Annotated in this window: 24 protein-coding genes; 11 read left to right on the top strand and 13 right to left on the bottom strand. The window is 67.1% G+C overall.

Annotation, left to right across the window (positions count from 1 at the left end; genetic code table 11):
- Positions 1 to 201: 201 nt before the first annotated feature.
- From B0T44_RS02925 to B0T44_RS27795, 4 genes are all read left to right on the top strand, one after another.
- The gene (locus B0T44_RS02925; RefSeq protein ID WP_077116485.1) at positions 202 to 810 is read left to right on the top strand and encodes a YbaB/EbfC family nucleoid-associated protein; all 609 of its coding nucleotides are present in this window, start codon (positions 202 to 204) and stop codon (positions 808 to 810) included.
- A gap of 2 nt (positions 811 to 812) precedes the next feature.
- Positions 813 to 1154, top strand: coding sequence for a hypothetical protein (locus tag B0T44_RS02920; RefSeq protein WP_077116484.1), 342 nt, complete (start codon positions 813 to 815; stop codon positions 1152 to 1154).
- Entirely contained in the window at positions 1154 to 2050 is an 897-nt protein-coding gene (locus tag B0T44_RS02915; RefSeq protein ID WP_077116483.1) for a WXG100 family type VII secretion target, read from the top strand. Before B0T44_RS02920 ends, B0T44_RS02915 begins: the two co-directional genes overlap by 1 nt.
- A gap of 327 nt (positions 2051 to 2377) precedes the next feature.
- Positions 2378 to 2500 carry a hypothetical protein gene (locus tag B0T44_RS27795; RefSeq protein WP_254893651.1) on the top strand — a complete coding sequence of 41 codons (123 nt, stop codon included), beginning with the start codon at positions 2378 to 2380 and terminating at the stop codon, positions 2498 to 2500.
- A gap of 79 nt (positions 2501 to 2579) precedes the next feature.
- On the opposite strand, the gene hemW is transcribed toward B0T44_RS27795, so the two are convergent.
- A complete protein-coding gene (gene hemW / locus B0T44_RS02910; RefSeq protein ID WP_077116482.1) occupies positions 2580 to 3776 on the bottom strand; it encodes a radical SAM family heme chaperone HemW in 1197 nt (398 codons plus the stop codon).
- Positions 3777 to 3798: 22 nt separating this feature from the next.
- Positions 3799 to 4212, bottom strand: a complete 414-nt coding sequence (locus B0T44_RS02905) for an SgcJ/EcaC family oxidoreductase (RefSeq protein ID WP_077116481.1) — start codon at positions 4210 to 4212, stop codon at positions 3799 to 3801.
- Positions 4213 to 4425: 213 nt separating this feature from the next.
- On the opposite strand from B0T44_RS02905, the gene B0T44_RS28455 reads away from it, so the two are divergent.
- From B0T44_RS28455 to B0T44_RS02880, 6 genes are all read left to right on the top strand, one after another.
- Positions 4426 to 4527, top strand: coding sequence for an Ms4527A family Cys-rich leader peptide (locus tag B0T44_RS28455; protein ID WP_367946985.1), 102 nt, complete (start codon positions 4426 to 4428; stop codon positions 4525 to 4527).
- A 132-nt stretch (positions 4528 to 4659) separates the two neighbouring features.
- Complete coding sequence (locus B0T44_RS02900) at positions 4660 to 6447, top strand: nitrite/sulfite reductase (protein WP_077116480.1); 1788 nt, start codon at positions 4660 to 4662, stop codon at positions 6445 to 6447.
- 13 nt (positions 6448 to 6460) lie between these two features.
- Entirely contained in the window at positions 6461 to 7189 is a 729-nt protein-coding gene (locus B0T44_RS02895) for a phosphoadenylyl-sulfate reductase (protein ID WP_245839068.1), read from the top strand.
- A 73-nt stretch (positions 7190 to 7262) separates the two neighbouring features.
- The gene (gene cysD, locus B0T44_RS02890; protein WP_077116479.1) at positions 7263 to 8189 is read left to right on the top strand and encodes a sulfate adenylyltransferase subunit CysD; all 927 of its coding nucleotides are present in this window, start codon (positions 7263 to 7265) and stop codon (positions 8187 to 8189) included.
- Positions 8189 to 9517 carry a sulfate adenylyltransferase subunit 1 gene (locus tag B0T44_RS02885; RefSeq protein WP_077116478.1) on the top strand — a complete coding sequence of 443 codons (1329 nt, stop codon included), beginning with the start codon at positions 8189 to 8191 and terminating at the stop codon, positions 9515 to 9517. The genes cysD and B0T44_RS02885 overlap by 1 nt, the downstream gene beginning before the upstream one ends.
- Before the next feature lies 1 nt (position 9518).
- Positions 9519 to 10256, top strand: a complete 738-nt coding sequence (locus tag B0T44_RS02880) for a sirohydrochlorin chelatase (protein ID WP_077116477.1) — start codon at positions 9519 to 9521, stop codon at positions 10254 to 10256.
- Between the two features lie 47 nt (positions 10257 to 10303).
- Here B0T44_RS02880 and B0T44_RS02875 read toward each other — a convergent pair whose 3' ends face one another.
- From B0T44_RS02875 to B0T44_RS28400, 3 genes are all read right to left on the bottom strand, one after another.
- Positions 10304 to 11107, bottom strand: coding sequence for an HAD family hydrolase (locus tag B0T44_RS02875; RefSeq protein WP_077116476.1), 804 nt, complete (start codon positions 11105 to 11107; stop codon positions 10304 to 10306).
- A 347-nt stretch (positions 11108 to 11454) separates the two neighbouring features.
- Positions 11455 to 12924: a flavin-containing monooxygenase gene (locus B0T44_RS02870; protein ID WP_077116475.1), complete on the bottom strand. Its 1470-nt coding sequence runs from the start codon at positions 12922 to 12924 to the stop codon at positions 11455 to 11457.
- A 516-nt stretch (positions 12925 to 13440) separates the two neighbouring features.
- A complete protein-coding gene (locus B0T44_RS28400; RefSeq protein ID WP_077116474.1) occupies positions 13441 to 15816 on the bottom strand; it encodes an Hsp70 family protein in 2376 nt (791 codons plus the stop codon).
- Between the two features lie 479 nt (positions 15817 to 16295).
- Here B0T44_RS28400 and B0T44_RS02860 point away from each other — a divergent pair, with 479 nt between their 5' ends.
- Positions 16296 to 17057 (top strand): SDR family NAD(P)-dependent oxidoreductase, encoded by a 762-nt coding sequence (locus B0T44_RS02860; protein WP_077116473.1) that lies wholly within the window; start codon positions 16296 to 16298, stop codon positions 17055 to 17057.
- 75 nt (positions 17058 to 17132) lie between these two features.
- Here the strand turns inward: B0T44_RS02860 and B0T44_RS02855 are convergent, their stop codons facing one another.
- The 8 genes from B0T44_RS02855 to B0T44_RS28450 all read right to left on the bottom strand — a co-directional run bounded on the left by B0T44_RS02855 (position 17133) and on the right by B0T44_RS28450 (position 25570).
- On the bottom strand, positions 17133 to 18716 hold the full coding sequence (locus tag B0T44_RS02855) for an FAD-dependent oxidoreductase (protein WP_077116472.1): 1584 nt from the start codon (positions 18714 to 18716) through the stop codon (positions 17133 to 17135).
- Between the two features lie 14 nt (positions 18717 to 18730).
- On the bottom strand, positions 18731 to 19744 hold the full coding sequence (locus B0T44_RS02850) for an AurF N-oxygenase family protein (protein ID WP_077116471.1): 1014 nt from the start codon (positions 19742 to 19744) through the stop codon (positions 18731 to 18733).
- A 186-nt stretch (positions 19745 to 19930) separates the two neighbouring features.
- Entirely contained in the window at positions 19931 to 21043 is a 1113-nt protein-coding gene (locus B0T44_RS02845; protein WP_077116470.1) for an Hsp70 family protein, read from the bottom strand.
- A gap of 452 nt (positions 21044 to 21495) precedes the next feature.
- On the bottom strand, positions 21496 to 22491 hold the full coding sequence (locus B0T44_RS02840) for a sulfate/molybdate ABC transporter ATP-binding protein (protein WP_077116469.1): 996 nt from the start codon (positions 22489 to 22491) through the stop codon (positions 21496 to 21498).
- Positions 22492 to 22516: 25 nt separating this feature from the next.
- Complete coding sequence (cysW, locus tag B0T44_RS02835) at positions 22517 to 23323, bottom strand: sulfate ABC transporter permease subunit CysW (RefSeq protein ID WP_077116468.1); 807 nt, start codon at positions 23321 to 23323, stop codon at positions 22517 to 22519.
- Positions 23320 to 24120, bottom strand: coding sequence for a sulfate ABC transporter permease subunit CysT (gene cysT, locus B0T44_RS02830; protein WP_245839100.1), 801 nt, complete (start codon positions 24118 to 24120; stop codon positions 23320 to 23322). The genes cysW and cysT overlap by 4 nt, the downstream gene beginning before the upstream one ends.
- Positions 24121 to 24258: 138 nt before the next feature.
- A complete protein-coding gene (locus B0T44_RS02825; protein ID WP_425436785.1) occupies positions 24259 to 25305 on the bottom strand; it encodes a sulfate ABC transporter substrate-binding protein in 1047 nt (348 codons plus the stop codon).
- Between the two features lie 190 nt (positions 25306 to 25495).
- On the bottom strand, positions 25496 to 25570 hold the full coding sequence (locus B0T44_RS28450) for an Ms4533A family Cys-rich leader peptide (RefSeq protein WP_367946987.1): 75 nt from the start codon (positions 25568 to 25570) through the stop codon (positions 25496 to 25498).
- Positions 25571 to 25716 lie beyond the last annotated feature (146 nt).

Genomic DNA, 25716 nt, shown 5'->3' with positions numbered 1-25716 from the left:
AGTGCGGGTACGCCGCCGGCTGTGCGGCACACCACCATTCGCGGGAGTCCGCAACGGACCTGCGGACCCTTACCCATCCAGTCTAATTCCCACCCCCGGCCTGCCTGCCGTGACGACAGCAACTCGGCCACATATCCAGGCAGCGTGATAATCTCCCGGCTGTTCTGATGACGGTGATCACAACAGAGGGGGGTTTCGCGGGTGTTCGACAACCCGGATCACGCAGCGGCGGGCCTCGCCCGCTGGGCCGAGGACCTCGAGCGCAAAGCGCAGCGGTACCAGGCTCTACACAGCAAGATGGCGGCGTTGACCGTCACCGAGTCCTCGGACGACAACCGCGTCAGTATCACCGTCGACAGCAACGGGGTGCCCACCGATATCCGGTTGAACGACGGTATTCGCTCGATGAGCCCGTCGGCGCTGTCGTCGGAGCTGATGTCGGTGCTGCACCGCGCCCAGTCGAAGCTGCGGCGCGAAGTGAGGACGGTGGTCGACGACATGGTGGGCGACGACGAGGTCGGGGCCCAGATCGTCACCCAGTACACCGACCGGTTCCCGGACGATTCCGACGCTCCCCCGGACGGGCCCGGACCGAACGCATCGAGTCCCGGTCCGGCCGACACTCCCGGCACCTTCCCGACACCCGGTTCCTTCCAAAACTCCGCACCGCCTCCCTTCCCACCCCCTCCGGCCACCCCGGACTCGGGGTCCGGTGCAGGACGCGGCCGCAGCATGCCGGATACCGTCGGCCCCAGTGATCCCGACGATGACGAGGGCGACTACTTCCGGCGTAAGTCCTGGCTGGTGTAGCGATGCCGGACGAACAACTGAACGTAGACCCGGAAGCACTGCGCACCCATGCGGTCAGCGTGCAGCGACTCATGGACCGAACCACCGAAGTGCTCGAGGCCGCAACCTATATCGCCGCCGCTGACGACGGCTACGGCGCGATCCCGCGTCCGTGGATCCTGCTGCTGCTGGAAGACAACCACAACGGCGCCGTCGCGGCGATCCGCAAACTCGCCGAAGAGGTCGCCACCGTGCCCGGCAAGCTCATCGCCAACGCGGACTCCTTCGAAGGCAAGGACAACGACCTCGCGCAATCTCTGCAAGACCTGCGCGACGCGATCGCAGAATCGTCGGGAGGACAGTGATGGCCGACACCCAGATCGGCGATTGGCTCAATCGAAATCTACCCGGATTCGACGATGCTCCGCCGCCGGAAAACGACCACATCGTAGAAGGCACCGATTATCGCGAGGAGTACTTCCAGGAAACCGTTTTCTCGTTTTCGAATGTCGGATTGGAGCGGAAGGACGACGGCCCCTGGGGTGTGCTGAAAGGAACCATCGCCGGAGATACCTGGCAAATTGTCACCGATCTCACCCAAGGTTCGTTTTCCGATGCGGCACTCGGGGCTCGCGGCGTGGTGGACACGGTCAAATCGGTGCGCATAGACCCCTTCGGCTTCCTCGGCACGCAGATCGTGGGGTGGCTACTGGAACACGTCGAGCCGTACCGCCGGACACTCGATGCGCTGTACGGCAGCCCGGATATGGTCGAGGCCTACGCCGCGACCTGGCAGAAGATTGCCGAGGAGTTGGTCGCGGTGAGTTCGGACTGGCAGTCGGCCATCGACCGAGAACTCGCGGAGTGGGGTGGCCAAGCCGCGCAGGCCTACCGCAACCGAGCCGCAGCCATTACCGACCACATCACGGCGGCCGGCGGTGTCGCGCAGGCGTTGAGCACCATGATGGAGAAGATCGCGAAGGTGGTCGAGGCTTACCGTACTCTCGTACAAGATGTGCTGACCAGCTTGGCGGGTGCACTCGTCGGTTTCTCCATCGCGTGGGCTTTGTCTTCAGGCGCCGCCACCCCGCTCGTCGTTTCCGGGGCTCTGGCCCGAATCGCCGCCGACGGCGCGAGGATATCGCTACTCGTCAAGAACCTGAAAAGCGCACTCCTGGACCTTCTTCCGTACACCAAGGCTCTCAATACCATTGTCCAGGCATTGGTAACCCCCTCGGAACCGCAACAAGCGCCCGCTTAGACCGGCTGAGGATGCTGCACGGCCGACGAACAGGACAAAGAACCGCGATATGAACAACCCCGAGGCGAAACAGCAGCCCGCGCCGAACAACCCCATTGCTTTTCCAGCTGCGCCGCATTCGCCCGGGATGCCTGGAAACGTTGCGCTGCAGGGTGGCGACGCACCCATGCCGCCGTATCTCGGCACCATGCTGCCCGCGGATTTCATATTGCCGTACGGAGCGACCCCGGAATCGCCCATGCCGCGCTATATCCGGAGCACGGCCCGACCGGGATACTGGTCCACACCTCCTATTACCGGCAACCGGTTATGGTCATTCTGCGAGCCATGCTCGGACCCCAGCCGCACGAGAAGGCGCCGGGACAGACCTGGGCCATGATCTGCAATATCGTTCTCTATTCCTGGCTGTTCGCCACGCTCGTATTGCTCATCGTCCAGTTACTGCGCTGACTCTCCCACCAGAAAAGCTCCGCCGTGCATCCCGGGAGAGAAACCGGCAGCTCGGGTCTCCGGACGTCCCTGAGCGAAGTCATCCGAGCAGGTCGCGCACCACACCGTCGGCCAGCAGCCGACCATGGTCGGTGAGCACCAGCCGCTCACCCGCTATTACCGCGCGCCCGTCCGCGACCACCTGTTCGGCCGCTGCCCGGCCCGCTTGGTCGAGGTCACCCAGCGGCAGACCGGTCCGCAACCGCACGGCCAGCATGATCCGCTCCAGGTACCGGTCGGTGTCGGTCAACGCCTCCCAGTCGGCTACGGGCAGCCCGCCCGCGGCGACCCGCTCGGCGTAGCGGGCGGGGTGTTTGACGTTCCACCAGCGCACCCCGCCAAGGTGACTGTGCGCGCCCGGTCCCGCACCGAGCCAGTCGCCGCCGTCCCAGTAGCCGAGGTTGTGTCGGCACCGGGCGGTATCACCGGCCGCCCAGTTGGATACCTCGTACCAGGTGAGTCCGGCGGCGGTCAGGCGGGCGTCGATGCGTTCGTAGCGGGCGGCGAGGACGTCGTCGTCGGGGGCGGGGAGTTCGCCGCGGCGCACCCGGCGCGCCAGAGCGGTGCCGTCTTCGACGATGAGCGAATAGGCAGAGACGTGGTCGACACCTGCGTCCAGTACCGCGTCGAGGCTGGCGTCCAGGTCGCTGTCGCGTTCGCCGGGGGTGCCGTAGATGAGGTCCAGGTTCACGTGGTCGAAGCCGGCGGCGCGGGCTTCCCTTGCTGCCGCGACGGCACGGCCGGGGGTGTGGGTGCGATCGAGGACGGCCAGCACATGCGCAGCGGCGGATTGCATACCGAGGGAGACGCGGGTGTATCCGGCGGCGCGGATCCGTGCGAAGAACTCCAGCGAAGTGGATTCGGGATTGGATTCGGTGGTGACCTCGGCGTCGGCCGCCAACCGGAACTGCGCGCGCACCGCGTCCAGTACGGCGGCGAGACCGTCACCGCCGAGCAGCGACGGGGTGCCCCCACCGACGAAGACGGTGGACACTTCCGGGGTCGGTGACGGCAGTGTGTCGAAGACACGGGCAGCCTCGACCAGTTCGCCGCGCAGCCCCGCCAGCCAGGATTGCGGGGAGGCGGAGGTACCCAGTTCACCGGCGGTGTAGGTGTTGAAGTCGCAGTACCCGCAGCGGGTGGCGCAGAACGGCACGTGCACGTAGATGCCGAACGGGCCGCCCCCGAAATCCCGCAGCACCGGGACCTCGGCGGCGATAGGGGTAGCGGAAGTCACCTGTCCAGTGTGCCGGGCCTGCTCAGCCCTCGTACACCTGGGTGTTCTGGTTCGCGGTGAGCATCCACCTGCCGTCTTCCTTGGACATCACATACATCGGCGTGCCCTCGCCGCCGACCGTCTCTCCCGCCGCGTTCAGATAGCGCTGGCGCACCTTGACTGCGGCGACATCGGGACGGATGAACAGCACGTGTTCGACTTCGTAGCGCGGCAGTTCACCGCCTGCCATCGCCCCCGGCAGCACCTGGGCGGTGAACTCGGCGATGGCAGCGCGGCCGTAGAGGCGTTTTCCGTGGCCGGTGGTCCAGATCGCATCGGCGCGGAACAGTGCGACGAAATCGTCGACGAGTTCGTTGCGCTGGGAATGTTCCACTGCGGCGACGACCGCGTGGATCGCCGCGATATCGGTGTCGGGCTCGGTGGGCGTGTAGGTCATAGGTCCACTCTCATCCCTCGAGTTCTGTTGAGGTCAATTCGAGCAAGCGCCGGTAGCCTGCCCCCGGTCTCAGGGACGGACCACTACCACTATCACCAGCCAAGATCAAAATATGACGCCCATCACATTTATCAGGATCCGTACAGGGGATTTCCCGCTTGTTCGCGGGAAATATGGGGATAGGGTCTGGCACGCCCGTGCTGACGTGGCACAATGAGCCGCATGCGCGCATCGGGAGTACGACTTGTGGCACGTCGCCACGTCGACTTCAAGCGCGTCTGCAGCGCCTGTTGTCTGCCCGGTTCATCCCGGTAGCTCAGCTGCGCCCGTTCCCGGAATTCCGGCAACCTTCCGATCTCGAGGACGTCGGCCCGCTGACACCGCGGGCGTGAGTCAGCCCCTCACGCCTTCAGCACGGACGTACCCACACCCAGCAGGAGCGACCCCATGACGTCGAGCACCGACGCCGATCCCACCGCTACGGCCGAATCCACCGCGGCCCCCGCTACCGAACGCCGCGCCCGCGCCGAACGGCCCCGCCGAGACACCGCCGCAGCCCCGCGCGCCCGCGCCGATAAACCGGTGCGCCGCCGCCGCTCGGAAGGGCAGTGGGCACTGGGTTACCGCGAACCGCTCAATGCGAACGAGCAGGTGAAGAAGGACGACAACCCGCTCAACGTTCGCCAGCGGATCGAGAACATTTACGCGCACACCGGTTTCGACGGTATCGACAAGAGCGATCTGCGCGGCCGGTTCCGCTGGTGGGGCCTCTACACCCAGCGGGAGCAGGGCTATGACGGCACCTGGACCGGCGACGAGAACATGGATCTGCTCGAAGCCAAGTACTTCATGATGCGCGTCCGCACCGACGGCGGGGCGCTCAACGTCGCTCAGGTGCGCACGCTGGGACGGATCTCCACCGAGTTCGCGCGCGATACCGCCGACATATCCGACCGGCAGAACCTGCAATATCACTGGGTCGAGGTGGAGAACATTCCCGAGATCTGGCGCCGCCTCGAAGCGGTCGGGTTGCAGACCACCGAGGCCTGCGGCGACTGCCCTCGCGGGATGCTCGGCTCACCGCTGGCCGGAGATTCGCTGCACGAGATCATCGACGCCACTCCCGCGCTCCGGGAGATCACCCGGCGCTATATCGGCAAGAAGGAATACGCCAACCTGCCACGTAAATTCAAGACCGCGATCTCCGGTCAGCAGGATGTGGTGCACGAAATCAACGATGTTTCGTTCATCGGCGTAAATCACCCCGAGCACGGCCCCGGCCTTGACCTCTGGGTCGGTGGTGGGCTGTCCACCAATCCCATGTTGGCCCAGCGCGTCGGGGTGTGGGTACCGCTCGACGAGGTGCCGGATGTGTGGGAAGCGGTGGTCGCGATTTTCCGTGACTACGGCTACCGCAGGCTGCGCAGCAAGGCGCGGCTGAAGTTCCTGGTCAAGGACTGGGGTGTGGCGAAGTTCCGGCAGGTACTCGAAGACGAATACCTGAAACGTAAGCTGATCGACGGCCCGGCGCCGCAACAGCCCACCTCCCCGATCGACCACGTAGGTGTCCAGAAACTGCGCAACGGCCTCAACGCCGTCGGCTTCTCCGCGATCTCGGGGCGGGTGTCCGGCACCGTCTTGACTAAAGTCGCCGACGCGGCCGAGCGGATCGGCTCCGATCGGATCAGGTTCACCCCCTACCAAAAATTGCTGGTGCTCGATGTTCCCGACGACCAGGTCGAGGCACTGATCGCGGAATTGGAACCGCTCGGCCTGCACGCCCGCCCGTCGCGGTGGCGGCGCAACCTGATGGCGTGCACCGGACTCGAATACTGCAAGCTGTCCTTCGCCGAAACCCGCAACCGTTCCCAAGCGCTGGTGCCGGAACTCGACGAACGGCTGGCCGATCTGAACGCCCAGCTCGACGTGCCGATCACCATCAACATCAACGGCTGCCCGAACTCCTGCGCCCGCTCACAGATCGCCGATATCGGTTTCAAGGGCCAGCTCGTCGACGACGGCGACGGCAACCAGGTGGAGGGTTTCCAGGTGCATCTGGGCGGCAGCCTCGGATTCGACAGTGCGTTCGGCCGCAAACTGCGCCAGCACAAGGTGACCACCGACGAACTCGGCGACTACGTCGAGCGGGTGGTCCGCAATTTCATCAAGCACCGCGAAGACGGCGAGCGGTTCGCCCAATGGGCCGTTCGTGCCGATGAAGCCGACCTGCGGTGACGGGAGAACAACTGTGACAACAGATCAGGTGGGGCAACTGCCCGCGAAGCTGAGCACCGACGAACTGCGCGCGATCGCCGAACGCGGCGCGACCGAACTCGACGGCGCGTCGGCGACCGAACTGCTGCAATGGACCGAGGACACCTTCGGCGCCGGATATATCGTCGCGTCGAATATGCAGGACGGGGTGCTGGTGCATCTGGCCGCGCAGGTGCGGTCGGGGGTGGATGTCCTGTTCCTCGACACCGGCTATCACTTCGCCGAAACCATCGGTACCCGCGACGCGGTCGAAGCGGTATACGGGGTGAACGTGATCGATATCAAGCCCGAGCACACCGTCGCCGAACAGGACGAACTGCTCGGCAAGGACCTGTTCGCCCGGGAACCGAACGAATGCTGCCGGCTGCGCAAGGTCGTGCCGTTGCGGAACTCGCTCACCGGCTACAACGCCTGGGTCACCGGTATCCGCCGGGTCGAGGCGCCGACCAGGGCCAACGCACCGTTGATCTCGTTCGACGAGGGTTTCGGGCTGGTGAAGATCAACCCGATCGCCGCATGGTCCGACGAGGAGATGCAGGCCTATATCGAACGGCACTCGATCCTTGTCAATCCCCTGGTGGAGGAGGGGTATCCGTCCATCGGCTGCGCTCCGTGCACACGGAAACCGGAGCCGGGATCCGATCCGCGAAGCGGCCGCTGGGCCGGCCTCGCCAAGACCGAATGCGGGTTGCACACTTCATGACCGCCTCAGGGCCCGGAGGAGGCAGCCTGCGTCACCACGTAGGTCCCCGCGGGCATGCGAAAAAGGACACAGCATGACCGAAGTCAGCGAACGTTTCTTGGGCTTGACCGATTTCGACACCCTCGCCGCGTTGGAATCGGAAGCGATTCATATTTTCCGTGAGGTGGCTGGTGAGTTCGAGCGCCCGGTGATCCTGTTCTCCGGTGGCAAGGACTCGACCGTGCTGCTGCATCTGGCGCTGCGGGCGTTCTGGCCAGCGCCGCTGCCGTTCGCGCTGCTGCACGTGGACACCGGGCACAACCTGCCGGAAGTGCTGGAGTTCCGCGACAAGGTGGTGCAACGCTACGGTCTGCGGCTGCACGTGGCCAGTGTGGAGGACTACCTCGCCGACGGCAGACTGACCGAACGCCCCGACGGTATCCGCAACCCGTTGCAGACGGTTCCGCTGCTGGACGCCATCAGCGAGAACCGATTCGACGCAGTGTTCGGCGGCGGTCGCCGCGACGAGGAACGCTCCCGCGCCAAGGAGCGGATCTTTTCGCTGCGCAATGCGTTCGGGCAGTGGGATCCGAAACGGCAGCGCCCGGAGTTGTGGAACCTCTACAACGGCCGCCACGCCCCCGGCGAGCATGTGCGGGTGTTCCCGCTGAGCAACTGGACCGAGCTCGATATCTGGCGTTATATCGCCCGTCAGAACGTCGATCTGGCCGATATCTACTACGCGCACGAGCGGCCGGTGTACCAGCGGGACGGGATGTGGATGACCCCGGGCGTATGGGGCGGTCCGCGTGAGGGCGAGGTGCTCGAAACCCGCTCGGTGCGTTACCGCACCGTCGGCGACGGTTCCACCACCGGCGCCATCCTGTCCGATGCGGCCGATAACGCGGCGATCCTCGCCGAGGTCGCCGCGTCCCGGCTGACCGAACGTGGCGCCACCCGCGGTGACGACCGTGTGTCCGAGGCCGCTATGGAAGACCGTAAGCGAGAGGGTTATTTCTGATGTCCGACCTATTGAGGCTGGCCACGGCCGGTTCGGTCGACGACGGCAAGTCCACTCTGGTCGGTCGGCTGCTCTATGACACCAAGTCTGTGCTCGCCGACCAGATCGACGCGGTGACCCGTGCCTCGGTGGACAAGGGTCTGGCGACACCGGACCTGTCGCTGCTGGTGGACGGGTTGCGCGCCGAACGCGAACAGGGCATCACCATCGACGTCGCCTACCGGTATTTCGCGACACCGAAGCGTTCGTTCGTGCTGGCCGACACCCCAGGGCACGTGCAGTACACGCGCAACACCGTATCGGGCGCGTCCACCGCGCAACTGGTGATCCTGCTGGTCGACGCACGCAAGGGCGTGGTCGAGCAGACCCGCCGCCATGCCGCGGTGCTGGCGTTGCTCGGCGTGCCGAAGCTGGTGCTGGCGGTGAACAAGATCGACCTGGTGGGCCGGGACGAGCCGACCGAGGAGGCGAAGACGGCCGCCGCGGCCGCGGTATTCGCCGAGATCTCCGCCGAATTCGCGAAGCTGACCGGGGTGCTCGGCTGGTCGAGCGAGGATGTGCTGGAGATCCCGGTGTCGGCGCTGCACGGCGACAATATCGCCACCCGCTCCGCCAACACCCCGTACTACGACGGGCCGTCGCTGATCGAACACCTGGAATCGGTTCCGGTCGACGCCGACAGCGCCGGGGCGCACGCGATCGGGCTGCGGATGCCGGTGCAGTACGTGATCCGCCCGCGGACCGCCGAATACCCGGACTACCGCGGCTACGCCGGGCAGATCGCGGCCGGTTCGGTCGCGCCGGGCGACGAGGTCGTGGTGCTGCCGTCAGGTATCCGCAGCACCGTCGAGCGGATCGACACCCCCGATGGGGAGCTGGCCGTGGCGCAAACCGGGCGCAGCGTCACACTGATCCTCGCCGACGATATCGACATCTCCCGCGGCGACATCGTCGCTTCCCCCGCCGACGCACCCGAACCCGTCGATACCTTCGACGCGACGGTGTGCTGGCTGGGTGACAAACCGCTGCGCCCCGGCGCGCGGCTGCTGCTCAAACACGGCACCCGCACCACACAGGCCATTGTCGGCTCGCTGCTGGAACGTTTCGACGAGCAGCGCTTGGCCGCCGACCCGGACCCGGAGACGTTGGAGCTCAACGATATCGGCCGGGTCGGCATCCGCGTGGCCGAGCCGATTGCTGCCGACGTCTACCGCGTCAACCGGCACACCGGCAGCTTCCTGCTCATCGACCCCGCGGGCGGTAACACTCTGGCCGCGGGCCTGGTCGGCGATGCGCTCACCGCGGTCGAGGTCGGAACCGAGGCCTGAGATGGCGGCCGAGCCGACGCTGATCGCCGTCGCACACGGCAGCCGGGACCCGCGCTCGGCTGCCACCGTGTCCGCGTGTGTGGAGCTGATCCGGGCGGTGCGGCCGGACCTGGATGTGCGGCTCGCGTTCCTCGACCTGAGCGCTCCGTCGGTCGAGCAGGTCGTCGACGTGGTCGCCGCACAAGGCGCAACCCATGCGGTGGTCGTTCCGCTGCTGCTGGGCAGCGCCTTCCACGCCCGAGTCGACCTGCCCGGCATCCTGGCCGCGGCGGCCGCCCGGCATCCCCGGCTGCGGTTGACCCAAGCCGATGTGCTGGGAGCCGACCCGCGACTCGTCTCGGCCCTGCGGGACCGGGTGCGGGCGGCATGCGGTTCCCACGCCTTGGGTTCGCTAGGGGTCGCAGTGGCCGCGGTCGGTTCGTCGTCACCGGAGGCGAACGCCCGCACGGCCCGTGTTGCGCGGCTGCTCGCGGCCGAAACCGGTTGGCGCACCGAGATCTGCTTCGCCACCACCGAGCCAAGCGTCGGTCACGCCCTCTCCCGACTCCGCGACAGCGGCGCCGCACGGATGCTCGTCGCTCCGTGGTTCCTGGCCCCTGGCCTGCTCACCGACCGGTTGGCAGCCCAGGCATCCGCCGTCGTCCATGCCGAAGTCCTCGGCGCCCACCCGGCCCTGGCCGATATCGTGTGGGACCGCTACGACGCGGCGGTCAACGACACGCTCGTCCTCTCGGCATAATCCAACCCGCTGCGAGGAAACCGCCCAGCAGCGTTGGCCGCTCGCAGTCAGGGGCGGAACCAGCGCTCCAGAACAGCGGCGACACCGTCGTCGTCGACACCGTCCGTGACTTCGTCGGCAATGCGACGGACCTCGGCGGGCGCGTTGGCCATGGCGACCGAATGGGCTGCCCAGCCCAGCATGTGCAGGTCGTTGTATCCATCACCGATGGCCAGAGTGGCGCTGGGCGGTACATCGAGCGCACAGCGGAGACGTTCCAGCGCCCAGCCTTTCGACACTCCATGCCGGGTCGCGGTCAGCCACGGCCCGTATTCGCCGTAGACCCAGCTGGTTCCGGGAACCTGCAGGGTGGCCAGCAGCTCGCGCATCACCTCGGCTGTGCCGTCGGGCCACCAGGCGTTGAGCCGCGGGGTCGGACGACTGCTGAGCGTCTCGTGATCGACCACGAGATAGTCACCGGCCAGAGCGTATTCGCCAGGGCTCATCCCGGTGGCCCAGGTTCCGATACCGACCTGTTCGGCGGCGAAAATCATTTCAGGAAACAGTTTTCGCAGCGCCATCACCGCGGGGGCGGGGTCGAAGACGTGGACTGCGACCGGTTCCGCGACGGCCACGTCGAGCTGTACCGCACCGTTCGAGCAGATGGCGTGGCCTTCGACCAGCCCCAGCTCCGCCAGGACGGGTCGCGTGCCGACCAGGGGGCGCCCGGTACTCACCACAACGTGCGCGCCAGCGGCAACCGCGGCACGCACCGCAGTCCGCACTCGCGCACTCACCGGTTCGCCGGTGCGCAACAATGTTCCGTCGACATCCAGCGCGATGAGTTGCGGCGCTCCCCCGTTACGTTTCACATCATTGATTATGCCGAGGTCACGGCAGCGGAATTACCTTTTCCCGCGGAACCCCGCTCTCGACCTCCTGCCCTCTCTGCAGGGAGGGGATGAGCCCTCGCGAGTTGGGTTTCGGTGCTTCAGAACAGCTGGAAGGGCCAGCCGTGCACAGGCTTACGTCCGCTCCTCAGACGTTCACGGCCCGACGGCGACAGTCCGGGCCTGGACCAGATGCGCTGAGCTCCGCCTGAACACGGAGATTTGCGCGCTACGTTCGCTGGGGCGCGTCCGAAGTGAGAGACGGGAACCAGTGCGGCAGGGGCAGTCCGAGCCGCCGGCAGCTGACAACGGTGCCGGCTGTCTCTCGTCTATGAGCTGACCGGGGTGAGAGTGTAGGCAGAGGGGTCCAGGGTGCGGATCCGGCGGCGGTAGCTGGACGGCGGACCGGGCCAGTTGTTGGTGATCCGCCCCGCAGCGTTGCGGTACCAGCTGGAGCAGAAGTTCCACGGGGTGCGGTCCAGGCGTTCCTGGAGGGCGCTGTTGAATTCTGCTTCCCGGTCCGCTCGCACGTCGAGGCAGTGTCCAGGGCGATCGGCGAGCAGTTGCACGGCCTGACGGATATACCGAGCCTGAGCCTCCAGCATGTAGATGATCGAGCCGACGCCCAGGTTGGTGTTCGGCCCGTAGAGCAGGAACAAATTCGGGAAGCCGGGCACCGAAACGCCGTAATAGGCGTGCGCGCCGTCGGCCCACACCTGCGACAGTGCGCGGCCCGACCGTCCGTGGATATGCATCGGCCAGAGAAATTCGGTGCCTTTGAACCCGGTGCCGTAGATGATCGCGTCCACCTCGTGCAGCGTCCCGTCCGCGCTGCGCACGCCCACAGGGGTGATCTCGGTGATCGCGGCCGTCTCCACGCGCACATTCGACTGGGTCAGGGCCGGATAGTAGTCGTTGGAGAACAGTGCGCGCTTGCAGCCGACCGGATAGCTGGGCGTGAGCGCGGCCCGCAACTGCGGGTCCTCGACCTGCTTCGCCAGATGTCGGGACGCGACGCGCTGCACCAGTCGCGCGATCACAGGGGCTTCGACCAGGCCCAGCGACAGAAACTCCATGAGCGCCCACCAGCCGAACCGCTCGGCCTGCAGCGCGCCGGGCAGCCGGGCGAACAGGTTGTGCTGGATCGGCGTGTAGTCGGTGTCGAATTTCGGGAGCACCCAGGCGGGCGTGCGCTGAAACAGCGTGAGGTGCGCGACGCGGGGCTGGATTTCCGGGATGAACTGAACAGCGCTGGCGCCGGTGCCGATGCAGGCGACGCGCGTGCCGGTGAGCTCGACATCGTGTTCCCACTGTGCGGAATGGAACGACGGGCCTGCGAAGGTGTCGATACCGGGGATGTCCGGCATGACGGGGCGGGACAGCTGGCCCACCGCCGAGATCAGCACATCCACCACCCGGCTGTCCCCGTCCGCGGTATGTACCGTCCAGCGGCCGGTGGGCTCGTCGAATTCCGCGTCGGTGACGCTGACCCCGAACCGGATGGCGTCGAGTACCCCGCTGCGTTGCGCGACACCGTGGAGGTAGTCGTGGATGGCGCCGCGCCCGGAGTACCGCTGCGGCCAGTCCGGCTTGGGTTCGAACGAGTACGAATACAACGGCGACGGCACATCGCAGGCGGCGCCGGGGTAGGTGTTGTCCCGCCACACCCCGCCGAGGTCGTCGGCACGCTCCAGGATGGTGATGTCGTCGAAACCGTTGCGCCGCAGCTCGATCGCCATACCGATACCGCCGAAGCCGGCACCGATGATGAGAATCGTCGGCTGATTACCCGCCGCCATCTGGCACTCCTCACAGGACCCGATACGCCTCCACTGTAGGAGCCTGCGCCCCTCGTATCGACGGTTCGCCCATATCGGCCGGACCATCCGGCGTGGCCGGCGCCTGCGGTCACCTCACCGCCGATCACGTGGCCGCGGCCGAGCACGCTCTGCCACAGGCCGACGGGCAGCCCGGCACGTCCGGTGAGGAGGCGGGCCACCGGCGTTCCGTGCCGTCTGGTTGTCGGGCCTGCTCACCGCCGCTTCCTGGCGACCAGCGCGGGCAGTGCATCCGGCACGGCAAGAGTCGGAGGGTGACTCCACATGGTTCGGTTGTTCGGCCGCCGGTGGGTCCGGGTGGTCCCGTCATAGACCCGCCGTCAGATCCGAAGGTCCCCGTCATCGGCGAGATGGCAGCGACGATGCCCTGAAGAGTGCGAGGGTGTGCGCGGTCTCGGGGCTGATCACGCTCGGGCGTCGACCGAGCCGAGGCGAATCGGCCGTGGACCATCGGCAGCCGGGAACCGTGTGGCGGGGCTATCGGCGGCCGGAACTCGGGCCGCCGCGTGACGAGGTTCCCGCGGGACCCCCTTGCTCCGCATCGCCGGTCGAGCCGGACTTCGAGGACACGCCGTTCGACCGACCGCCCGACCCGAAGCCATCGGAGCTGCTGTCGCGCGGGCTCGATGCCGAGGTGCCGGGCATACCTCCTCCAAGGGCCGTGCCGGCGGTTGCTGCGCCACGAGACTGTGGCCCGGCGCCGCTGTTGCCGGTGGTCGTGTTCCCATGGCTGGGACCGGACGACGGCCTGCCCGGCGCGGTACCTGCCCCCGCGGGCCCTCCGGTCGAGAAGCTCGGTTGCGCGCTTCCCGGAGCCGAGCCGTTCGGCGAATTCCAGCCCGGGCCAGCTGGGGCTGTGTTTCCCGACGTCCTGGGGCTCGTTCGCTGAATCGAGGGGGCGGGCAGTGCACCCGGTGGCCTCGCTGCCTCGCCCTGGGAAGTGTCGGGAAGCGCCGGGACGGGCCCGGGAACCGCGCCGATTCCCGAGGCCCCCGAGGGGATACCGGCTCTTCCGTCCGGCTCGGGTAAACCACTGTCCCGCTGCGGGGTTCGCTGGTTACCGCTGCTTGGGACGGACCCATCCGTGCGCGGATCGGTCGATGATGGACGGGTGCCGAGCGTTCCCGGGATCGAGGGCTCGATACCGGCAGGGTTATCCGGCAGGAAGGGAGTACCTCTGCCGGGAACGGTTGGTCCTCCGGGACGACCAGGGCCGTACGGCGCACCGATCACCGGCTCGTCTCGGTCGAACGGAGGTGCCACGACCGGGCCGTTCGGGGTGCCGCCACCCCAGCCGTCCGGCAGGTCGACAACGGGACCATCCGGATCTACCGGCAGGTCTATGACGGGACCGTCCGGACCCCTCGGCGGCCCGACAACCGAGACATCCGGACCCACCGGCGGCGTGATGATCGGGCCGCTCGGATCTGACGGTGGGGAGACCACCGGCCCATCCGGATCGTGGGGTAAAGCCGGGTGACCAGGACGGGTTGGGTGGTGACCGAGCGGCGGGTGTACGGGCCTGGGGGCCGGATGGCGGAACGGGATGGGGTTGGTGAAGCGCGCGGGGTCGGAGTAGCCGGCGCCACGATCGTCCGGGGCGCAGCAGTCGCGCGGGCCGGAATGGCGGGGCCTGCTTTCCGCCAGCGATGGGCCGTAGGGTTTGCCGTAGGCGGCGGGCGACACCATATCGGTGTAGGCGCTGCGCCGGGGCGGATCGTAGGAGACGCTCCATCCGCCGTTGGGGGTGCGGTTGAGGGTGGCGCGGTCGGGCACAGCGAAACGCGGTGCCTCGCCGCTGTCGAGCCCGGGGAATCGTTCTGTCGCCGGGTCGGCGTCGGGTTCGACGGCGCCGCCGCCGAGCATGGTGGCAGCCGACATGGCGACGGCGGAGAAGATCGCGGCGCCGGAGAAAATGGGGGCGCGCTGCGACCGATCCCGCGCGGCGGGGGCCGCGTTGCGTACGGCTATGGCTGCCGCGCCGGAGGCGACGCACTGCCCCGGGTCGGCGGACATGACCACGGGGAGGCCGAGCTCGGCGAGGGTGCGCGCGACCTGCGGTGGCCGGGCGGCACCGCCGATGACCAGTACCCGGCCGATATCGGACAGCCCGATCCCGGCGGCGTGGACGGCCACACGCACCACCTCGAGCGAATCGCGCACCTGTTCGACGCGCATGCCCTCGATGTCGATGAACGACGCCGGCGACACCGTATCGCTGCCCGGTTCGGCCGGCCGGATCGCCCGGTCCCCCGCGTAGCGTGCGATCATCGCGCCGAGCGGACGGCCACCGAAGTCGTAGCACCGCACCGGTCCACCCACTATCGAGGGGTTGTCCCAGTCGGGTCCGACTCGTACGACGGTCACGTCGAGGCTGTTACCGCCGAGGTCGTAGACGAGCACGAAACCCGGTGCGAGCGGGCCGTGTTCGTTCTCCAGCCAGTGTGCTGCCGCGACGGGCTCGGGGACCAGTTCGACATGGCCTGCGCCGGACAGGTCGAGGGCCTGCCGCAGCAGCGCAACCTGTTTGCCGCAGTAGTGCGCCGGATAGGTGGTGACCACGGCCGCGGCGGGTTCGGCGGCGGCCAGCAGGTCCCGCACCACCGCGGCGAACATATTCGCCGGTGACCAGATCCGTCCGCCGACGACAACGGATTCGGGATCGCGGCCGAGGTCGGCGAATTCGGTGTGCGCATCGGGTAGTTCGGTCAGTCCGCCGAGCCGGGCGCCGCCCGCTTCGTCGAACCCGATGGTGGTGCGGCGGGTTCGCACCACCGGTCGCGGTTGCTCGGCGGTCACCAGCGCCGAGACGATGTTTACTGTACCGATGCTGAAGCCCAGCCCTGTAGTCATTCGCTATCCCGTCAACGCACCGAGACCACGTCCCTCACGTGAAGAACCATGGGCCGCGGTCGTTTCCAAACAGCACCCACAGGTTAGCTGTATTGCGGCCATTCGGATGCCCAATTGATACGGAAAGTTTCAATGGGCGCCATGTTCCGGTGAAATAGCAGGTCAGAGCGACCTGTAGTGCACCGCCGCGGAACCGCCTCGGCGCTCCATCAACCGAATTGCACTAGATCCGCTACTACTCAGCGATCCTTTTCGGCGCTACGCCCGAACAACTTACACACACCCACCCCCAACTACCGCTTGGTAACCAAGCAATTGCTACCCCTCTGGACATGAACATCCCGACCCGACCGCAGCTGGTAATGACACATCAACTAAATGGCCGCTTTCCGCCAGACGAACACCCGCGATCCCGCTTCACTGGAACCTGCGACGTCGCCCGACAGGAAATACCGAGAACGAGAAGGGAAATCAGTTTCATGACAACACGGTTCGCGGACAAGGTCGTCCTGGTCACGGGCGCGACCTCCGGCGTAGGGAAAGCAGTCGCCGTGCGTGTCGCCGCGGAAGGCGCCGCGGTGGTCCTCGGCGCCCGCGGCGCCGAAGCCGGGGAGAAGACCGCCGCCGAGATCCGCGCGGCGGGTGGGCGTGCCGTGTTCGTGCCTGCCGATGTGACGAACGAAGCCGATGTGGCGCGGCTGACCCGCACCGCGCTCGACGAATTCGGGCGGCTGGACGCGGCGTTCAACAATGTCGGTGCGGTCACCGCGGCAGGCGCGGTGCAGGATATCGACACCGGCGACTGGCACAGCGAAATCGGGCTCAACCTGACCAGCGTCTTCTACGGGCTGCGGCACCAGGTTCCGGCGATCGCGGCGGCGGGCGGCGGCGCGATCCTCAACAACGCCTCCAACCTCGGTGCGGTGGGTATGGCAACGGTCGCGCCGTATGTCGCCGCGAAACATGGTGTGGTCGGGCTGACCAAGGCCGTCGCCCTGGAGGGAGCCGAGCACGGTGTCCGGGTGAACGCCGTCCTGTCGGGCGCCGTCGACACTCCGGCGTTCCGCTCCTCGATGGGGGCCACCGCGGAGGGCGAAGCGGCTGTCACCGCGCTACATCCGCTCGGCCGGATCAGCACCGCCGAGGAGATCGCCACGTTCTGCGCGTTCCTGCTCAGTGACGAATCAGCGTTCGTCACCGGCGCGGCGCTCTCGATCGACGGCGGTTACACCGCGCGCTGATCACGAGCGTTCCGACCCATGACGATACTGCCGATCGCCTATAGGCGATCGGCAGTATCGGTCGGCGCCGGCCCCTCAGACCCGGCTGAACAGCCTGCGTACCCGTTTCGGTCGCAATACCGCGCCGGCGGCCCGCACATTCGGCCTGCGGCTGCGCAGCAGGCGGTCGAACCCTTCGGCGCTGCCCGACGGCTCCGGCAAGCGGCCGTTGGTGAAATCGTCGGCCAACAGCTGCACCGTCTGCTGGGCACACGACTTGTTGGTTCCGATGAAGCCGGTGGGCCCGCGTTTGATCCAACCCGTGACGTACGTACCGGGCAGCTCGGCACCGCCCGGCTCTTCCAGCACCCGGCCGTCGGAGTTGGGGATCACGCCTGCATGTTCGTCGAACGGCAGACCGGACAGCGGCACACCGCGGTAACCCACCGAGGTGAGCACCAGCGCCGTGTCCAGGATTTCGGTGTCCTCGGTGGCCACCGCTCGCACCCGCCCGTCGGCGTCGGTCACCAGTTCGTTGCGGGTCACCTCGAGACCGCTCACCTGGTCGGGGCCGATGATCCGGGTGGGCGAGGACAGGTAGCGGAAGACGATCCGCCTGCGCTGCCCGAATGGCCGCTCGGCGACGCTGCGCAGCAGCCGCAGCTTCTGTGCCACCTGATACGGCAGGTCTTCGGTGCTCTCGGGGATATCACCTTCGACCGCGATATCGACGTCCGCGCCGAGCAGACCGACGAACTCCGGCACGGTGAACGCAGACTCGGCCGGGCCGCGCCGGGCGAGCACGACGACTTCCTCAACAGCGCTGCGGCGCAGGGCTTCCAGCGCGATCGGGGAGATATCGGTTCCGGCCAGCGTCTCGGGATCGGCGGTGAGGATGCGCGCCACGTCGAGCGCGACATTGCCGTTACCGACGATCACCGCGCGCCGCTGGGACAGGTCGAAGGTGCGCTCGGCGTGGTCGGGGTGGCCGTTGTACCAGGCGACGAAATCGGTGGCCGACACATTGCCTGCCAGCCCTTCGCCGGGGATGCCCAGTTTGCGGTCCGACGACGCGCCGACCGCGTAGATCACGGCGTGGTGGTAGGCGAGCAGTTCCTCGTGCGAAATATGCTTGCCCACTTCCACATCGAGGTAGGAGCCGAATCCCGGCTGCACCGACATCACGTCGAACAGCTTCGCGACCTGACGGGTTTTGGCGTGGTCGGGGGCCACACCGTACCGCGCCAGACCGTAGGGCACCGGCAACCGATCGAACACGGTCACCGACACCCCCGGCCGGGTGAGCAGCTCGTCGGCCGCGTACATCGCCGACGGTCCGGACCCGACGATCGCCACCCGCAGCGGACCGCGGGTGGTGTCGATAGCCGGCGGCGGGACCGGCTTCGCCAGCACCGGCCGGGGCCGGGACTGCCGGTAGAAATCGGCGTTGATCTCGATGAACGGCTTCTGTTCCTCGGTCAGCCGCTTGGTGGATGTGATGGCGTCCACTGGGCAGGCGGTCGCACAGGCGCCACAGTCCACGCAGGCCTGCGGGTCGACATAGAGCATCTCCGCGGTCCGGAAATCCGGTTCGTCCGGGGTGGGATGGATGCAGTTGACCGGGCAGGCATACACGCAGGACGCGTCGCTACAGCAGGACTGGGTGACTACGTAGGGCATCTAGCTACCGCCGCTCAGGCCACTTCGCCCGCGACGACGCGCAGCGGCTCGGAACGGTAACGGGTGCTGTGGCCGTCGATGCCGAGCAGTTTCCACAAGCCCTTGGCGACCGGGTTCATCAACCCGATCTCCTTGGCCAGCGACCGCACATCGGCGAAGTAGTCGCTGAACACCTTCTTGGCTTCCTTCGACCCGTAGAACAGCTCCTTGCGGACGCTGTCGGGGATATCGAACTCGTCGAAGAAGGTGCGCGGCGGTGTCGCGATGGACCGGCCGAGGATCCACATGACGACCGGCATGGCCAGCGACAGCACGAAACGGCCGCCCGCATTGGACTCGGGCACATGCTGCTTGAGGAATTCGTGCGCGAACGAGATATGGCGGGCTTCCTCGGCCACGTGGATGGCCATCACCCCGCGCATGATCGGGTGCACTTCCTCACCGGAGCGCAGGATGTCTTTCTGGATGTGGTCGATCGGCTCCTCACCGGCCAGTACCGCCATGAAGAACAGGTTCGGGAACAGCACAGCGACCGGAACAGCCAGGTAGCGCAGCTTGCGCACCAGCGGGCCCATACCGGGCACGTCGACACCGATCCGGTTGACCATCTCCTGGAACATCAGGGTGTGGTTGTGCTCCTCGATCATCTCGTGGGAGCAGTACCGGAATTCCGGCGAGCCGTTGGGCAGGCTGAAGACGTGCTGCATCATCCCGCTGATCAGGATGGCTTCGAACTGCAGACCGACCTTGGCCACATTGGCTTGGCGGTATTTACCGATCGCGATCTTCTGCTCTTCCGACAGCGCCAGGTACCACGGGTGCCTACCCAGCGGGTCGGCCGATGTGGGCAGGATCCAACGTTCGGGTTTGGTGTCGGCGTGGAAATCGGGATTGTCCCAATCGATGTCCTCGAACGGGTCGAAGTGCCGGTTCACCGAGCCTTCCGACAACAGCAGCAACTTCTGCGCGTACTCCTGGGCCTGCGCGACCACGGGGTCGACATCGGGTGCCGTGGTGGCTGTAGACATCGTCGTCACTGCCTCTCATGAGGAATCCTATTAACTGTTCCCCATAGTTACATCAACCACGTCACACGTCAACACCGCCGGTACGCCGGCGGCCGGTGATCGGTGCGCTGACCACCGGCCGCCGGGACCGGACGAGCCACCGCACCGGACCACCACAATTCCCGGCCGGCAGCTCGGTCCATCCCCTCAGCCCAGCCCGAGCTGCGACAATCCGGCGAGCACGGTATCGGTGGGCACCGCATAGGCGAGCGCGACCGCGGCCGTGGAACCGGTGAGTACCGCCGCGCGGCTCAGCCTGCGTTTGGTCGACCGGGACAGGATCCGGACACCACCGCGACGGCGAACTTCGGGTTCGTCGCGGACGAGCTTGCGCCGCGCCAGGATCGCAGCGCCCGCCGCGATGGTGCGTTCGGGATTCACGGCGGTCACCACCGGCCGAGCCAGCTCCTCGGCCAACACCCGGGCAACATCAGCCGGGCGCGCCGCCCCACCGACCACGAGGATGCGGTCGACGTCGGCCATGGTCACATCGGCCAGCTTCAGACAACGGTAGACGACCTCGAGCGAGGCGCGCACATGGTCGATCCGCAGCGCGTCGTCCGATGCCCGCGACACCACATCGATCCCATCAGCACCGCAGCCGCGGCGAGCGTGCTCGACCACCATCGCGCCGAACGCCCGCCCGCCGTACTCCAGCGAACGCAGCGGGGTACCGATCACCGGGTTCTCCGGACGGCCCGCGCCGACCCGGACCAGCGTGACGTCCAGACTCGAGCCGCCCAGATCATAGACGAGGGTGAGCCCCGGCGGCAGCGGCCCGTGCTCGTCTTCCATCCAGGCCGCCGCCGCGATCGGCTCGGCAACCAGTTCGACCCGGCCGAGACCGGAATCGTCGAGCGCGCGACGCAGCGCCGCGAGGTGTTCGTCGTCGTAGCCGACCGGGTGGGTGAGCGTGATACCCGCACCCGCGGTGCGCGGATCGTGGCTCGCCTCGGCGATCAGGCAGTCCGCGACAACCGCCACCAGGTCGGCCGGGGACAGCTCCCGGTTGCCGATCCGCGCGCCGCGGGCAGCGCGCTGCGTGATATCGGCGAATTCGGTGACGACCCGCCCGTGTGCGGGGATCGCGCCGAGCCGGGCCAGGCCCGTACTGTCGAACATGAGAGTGGTGCGGTGGGTGGCTGCGGGCCATTGCCCACCCCGCCGCCCCCGGCCCGTCGGCACCTTGACCGAGCCTTCCTCCGCGACTGCCGAAACCGTGTTCACCGTGCCGATGCTCAATCCGAGACCCACTGCCATCGAACCCCACCTGATCGCCGAACGGACCTGCTTCGAACGCCATCAGGCAACCACTCCGCGACCAGCCTGCCAACCACCGGACAACCGATTGTCCTCCCCCGCCGCCATCGCTGATTACGAGTTCCCCTCGCTGCCAACGCAACAAGCTGGGCAAACTTCCAAAACCACGCGCCGCGAAGAAGTTTGCGCACAGCAACTACCGGACACGGTTACTCACTCGGAAAGTTTGCCGTAGGTGCGCCGAGGAGTTCACGTCAGGCCGAGCAAAGGAACTGCTCCACCGTAAGCGAACCAGGCGACGCGACCAGAAGAGACCGGAGATCGATCGGAAACGGAACCGGACAGTGGCAGCGTGCTCGCGTTCACCGCCCGCACCGCTGAGCTCCGCCGGAGCCGACCGACCGGTTACCGAAACACAGGCAGCATCCTGCTCGCAGCTGCGGAGCAAATGTTCACTTCGGCGGCAGATCGGGGATACGGGTCGCGCGCACGTACACCGTCTCCCCCTCCGACAGCCGCAACGCCTCGGCGTCGCCACGGGTCACCTGGGCGGTGAACAGATCATGGGTGGCGGCGTTACGCAGTTCCAGCCTGACCTCGAAACCGAGCCGCACCACCCGTTCCACCGTCGCCCGGGTGACGCCCGCCGACTCTGCCGTGCCCTCGTGTTCGGCCAGCGCCATGCTCGGATCGCGCCCGACGCGGATATCGTGCGGTCGCACCAGGTGACCGTTGAGCCGGGCGACCGCGCCGAGGAAGGACATGACGAACTCGTTGGCAGGGCGGTCGTAGACGTCCTCCGGGCTGCCGACCTGTTCGATGCGGCCTGCGTTCATCACCGCGATCCGGTCGGCGACATCGAGCGCCTCCTCCTGGTCGTGGGTGACCAGCACGGTGGTCACGTGCACATCCTCGTGCAGCCTGCGCAGCCAGGTGCGCAGATCGGCGCGCACCTTGGCGTCGAGCGCGCCGAACGGTTCGTCCAGCAGCAGCACCTGCGGGTCGACCGCCAGCGCCCTGGCCAGGGCCATGCGCTGGCGTTGCCCACCGGACAGCTGCGCCGGATACCGGTGCTGGAAACCGTCGAGCCCGACGATGCCGAGCAGTTCGTCGACCTTCGCGGTGATCTCGGCCTTGGGACGTTTCCGGATCCGCAGGCCGAACGCGACGTTGTCGCGCACCGTCATATGTTTGAACGCCGCGTAATGCTGGAATACGAAACCGATACCGCGGTCCTGCGGCGGAGTCGTGGTGACGTTACGGTCGGAGATGACGACGACCCCCGAATCCAGCGATTCCAGTCCCGCGATCGCCCGCAGCAGCGTCGATTTGCCCGAACCCGACGGGCCGAGCAGCGCTGTCAGCTCGCCGGACGGGATGTCCAGGCTGACATCGTCGAGGGCGGCGAAGGAACCGTAACGCTTCTTGGCGTTGGTCACGGTGATCATGAGTTGTTGCCTCCGGCATGGGCGATCATTTGCTGTCCCGCTTACGTTCCAGCACGGTCATCAGCAGCAGGGTGAGCAGGGCGATGCCCATCAGCAGGGTCGCGGCGCAGTAGGCGCCGAAATCGTTGTGGTCGTTGATATAGCGGGCGTGCACGAGCAGCGTCAGGGTCTGCGAGACACCGGCGAAACCGGACGACACCATGATCACCGCGCCGAATTCGCCCAGCGCGCGGGCCACGGTCAGCACCACACCATAGGTGAGGCCCCAGCGGATGGCGGGCAGCGTGATCCGCCAGAACGTCTGCCACCTCGAGGCGCCGAGAGTAGCGGCGGCCTGCTCCTGATCGTCACCGATCTCGTGCAGCACCGGCTCCACCTCGCGGACCACGAACGGCAGGGTCACGAAGATGGTCGCCAGCACCATCCCGGGCAGCCCGAAGATCACCCGGAACCCCAGCGACTCGATACCGCCGAACCAGCCGCTGGCGCCCCACAGCATGATCAGCGACACACCGACCACCACCGGCGATACCGCGAACGGCAGGTCGACGAGGCCTTGGACGAGCCTGCGGCCGGGGAAGTCGCCGCGCACCAGCGCGATGGCGGTGACCACCCCGAACACCACATTGATCGGCACCACGATCGCCACGATGATCATCGACAGGTTGAATGCCGAGATCGCAGCCGGTGTGCTGATCTGATCGATGAACGCGCCGATACCGTGGCCGAACGCGCGCCCGAGGATGACACCGAGCGGCAGCACCAACAGCACGAACAGGTAGCCGAGCGCGATCACGCGCAGCGAGATACGGGTGGGAGCAGACAGCTTCATCGTTCCTCCCGCTCCTTCCGCGCGGCACGGTCGGCGAACACCCGCAGCACCAGCAGCGTCAGGAACGCGATCACCAGCAGCGCCACCGACACTGCGGCGGCGCTGACCGGGCGGTCGATTTCGATCTGCTGCTGGATGTACTGCGAGGCCACCTGGGTTTCTCGGGGAATGTTGCCGCCGATGAGCACCACCGAACCGAATTCGCCGATCGCGCGGGCAAAGGCGAGGCCGCCGCCGCTGATGATGGCGGGGGTGAGCGTGGGCAGCACGATACGGCGGAAGGTGGTCCAGTTGTCCGCACCGAGCGACAGCGCCGCCTGCTCCACCTCGCGGTCGACCTCGAGCAGCACCGGCTGCACCGAGCGCACCACGAACGGCAGCGTGACGAACGCCAGCGCCACCACCAGCCCGGGCTTGGTGGCGTTGAGCTGGATATCGATCGGACTCCGCGGGCCGTACAGCGACAGCAGCACGATACTGGCGACGATCGTCGGCAGCGCGAACGGCAGATCGATGAGCGCGTTGACGATGCCCTTACCGGGGAATTCGTCACGTACCAGCACCCACGCGATGAGCGTGCCCATCACGACGTTGAGGAGCGCGACGATCACCGAGACGATCACGGTGACCCGCAGGGACGCCAGCGCCACCGGGGAGGTGATCGCATCCCAGAACCCCGTCCAGCCTTCGTCGAAGGAGCTGATCGTCAGTGCCGCCAGCGGCAGCAGCACGATGATGCTGAGCCACAGGACGGCGATGGCGATGCCGAGCGGGCCGACCGACCCGGTGACCCGCAGCCACGACCAGAAGGGTCCGCGCGAGCCCGGAACGGCTGTGCCCGGTGGTGCTGATGCGCCGGAGGCGGGCACGGCCTCGGCGTTGCTGATGCTGTCGGTCACGGGTATCTGATCTCGCTTGTGCGCCGGTTCACCGGACTATCTGGTCGCCTGGTCGTAGACAGCGGCGATGGCCCCGCTGTCCTGGTCGAACAATTCGGCGTCGACCTGCTCCCAGCCGCCGAGGTCGTCGATGGTGTACAGCCGCTGCGGCTCGGGGAATTCGTCGGCGAACTCGGCCGCGACCGCGGGATCGACCGGACGGAAACCGGCCTCGGCCCACGCCCGCTGCGCTTGCGGGGTGAACAGGAAGTCGCGGAAAGCGACGGCCTTTTCCGGATTCCGGCTGTGCTTCAGCACCGCGACCGGGTTCTCGATCTCGAATGTCTGCTCAGGGACAATATGGTCGATCGGGTCGCCGCTGCGTTCGGCGAAAATGGCCTCGTTCTCATAGCTCAGCAGCACATCGCCGGTGCCCTGCAGAAAGGTCTCGGTTGCTTCCCTGCCGGATTTGGGCTGCACCCGCACATGCTCCGGGGAGATCAGCTGCGCCAGATAATCGAGCCCGGCCTGCGGATTCTTCCCGCCATCGCTTTTGGCCGCATACGGTGCGAGCAGATTCCATTTGGCCGATCCGGAACTGAACGGGTTCGGGGTCACCACCTCGACGCCGGGTTTCAGCAGATCGTCCCAGGTCTTGATGCCTTTCGGGTTGCCATCACGGACCACGAGGGCAACCACGGAACCGAACGGGACGCCCTTGGTGGCGCCCGCGTTCCAATCCGGGTCGACCAGTCCGGCATCAACCAGCCTGGTGATATCGGGTTCCACCGAAAAGTTCACGACGTCGGCGCGGGCACCGTCGGTGACCTTGCGGGACTGATCGCCCGAGGCGCCGTAGGACTGCTGGATCTGCACGCCCTTGCCCGCTGCGGTCTTGTTGAACTCGGGGATCACCTTGTCGAAGCCGGGCTTGGGTACGGCGTAGGCGAAGAGGTTGACGGTGCCGCCGCTGCCATCGGCGGTGCTGCCGCCGACGGTGTCACTGGCTCCGCCGCTGCACGCGGTCAGCGCGACCATCGCGAGGGTGGCCAGAGCGACGAACGCTCGGCTGCGGCGTCCGATGAGCCGGCTGGTGCGTGACATGGGTAGACCCTTTCCGGTGCCGCCGCCCGGGTGCGTGACCGGTCGGCGGAGCGAGCGTTATCGGCTCGATTGCTTGTCGTTGTTACGGCAGCGGCGCGCCACGCGACCGGTAGGGCCGCCTGGGTTCGGGCAATTCTGCGAAAAGGATGCGCGCCGAACGAGGGGGACACGCAGAAAACACCCGCTGGAATCACCGACAGTGAATATCGGCGACGACGAGGCAACCGACCGCGATCAACGCCAATTCATGGCGGACCTGCGGCACAACTCTCGACGACACCCGCCAGACTCTAGCAGAGCAGATATACCGATTCGACCGGTTGGTCCCTGGCTCACCGGGGCGCACCGCACGCTCCCGACCGGTTGATCCGAGTCGCTCAGCGGGTGAACAACCAGGCGATGACGACGAGT

This window comes from Nocardia donostiensis, from assembly GCF_002081715.1.
Taxonomy (GTDB): domain Bacteria; phylum Actinomycetota; class Actinomycetes; order Mycobacteriales; family Mycobacteriaceae; genus Nocardia; species Nocardia donostiensis.
The sequence above is the reverse complement of the archived record's forward strand: the minus strand, read 5'-3'. Positions and strand labels throughout refer to the sequence as shown.